Origin of the sequence: Microbispora sp. CL1-1 (assembly GCF_012034195.1) — a bacterium.
Taxonomy (GTDB): domain Bacteria; phylum Actinomycetota; class Actinomycetes; order Streptosporangiales; family Streptosporangiaceae; genus Microbispora.
This window is the reverse complement of the sequence record NZ_JAATEK010000173.1, coordinates 1-620: the sequence shown is the minus strand read 5'-3', so window position 1 is coordinate 620 and position 620 is coordinate 1. Positions and strand designations below refer to the sequence as shown.

General features: G+C 71.8%; 1 pseudogene. It reads right to left on the bottom strand.

Annotated elements, in window-relative coordinates:
* A pseudogene (locus HCK04_RS40480) lies at nucleotides 1–520 on the bottom strand (hypothetical protein); the annotation flags it as partial.
* Nucleotides 521–620: the final 100 nt, after the last annotated feature.

Sequence of the window (620 nt, the reverse complement as noted above, 5' to 3'; positions counted from 1 at the left end):
TCGCATCGGCATGACGCCGATCAGCCCCGTTCGCCGTGTTCGCCACCCCAGCGGTACCGGCCGCGCCCGCCGAGCTTGCGGCATTGACCACGTCAGCAGTGTTCGCCACGCCTGCCGCGTTGACCACGTCAGCCATGTTGGCCGCGCCTGCGGCGCCTGTGGTGCTGACTGCGCCTGCCGTGTTCGCCGCGCCCGTCGTGTTCGCCGAGTCCGCGTTAACCGTCTCAGCCGCGCCTGCGGCGTCCGCAGTGTCAGCCGTGCCCGCCGCGTTGATCATGTCGGCCGCGTTGGCCGCACCAGCCGAGTTCGCCGCGTTGACCGCGTCAGCCGTGTTGGCCACTCCCGTCGTGTTGGCCGCGCCCGCCGAGTCCGAGTTGGCCGTGCCAGCCGCGCCTGTGGTGTTGACTGCGCCTGCCGTGCCAACCGCGTCCGTGGTGCTGACTGCGCCAGCGGTGTTGGCCGTACCCGCCGTGTTGGCCGTGTCGGCCGAGTCTGCCGGGTCGGTCTGTTCGCCCAGCATGGCCGGGTCACCCGATCCCTCTGGGGCGTGCGCTGCAGCCGGGTCACAGGATCGGCCCGGGTGAGGTGCTGCTGCCGGGTGGGGTGATCCGGTTCGGTCG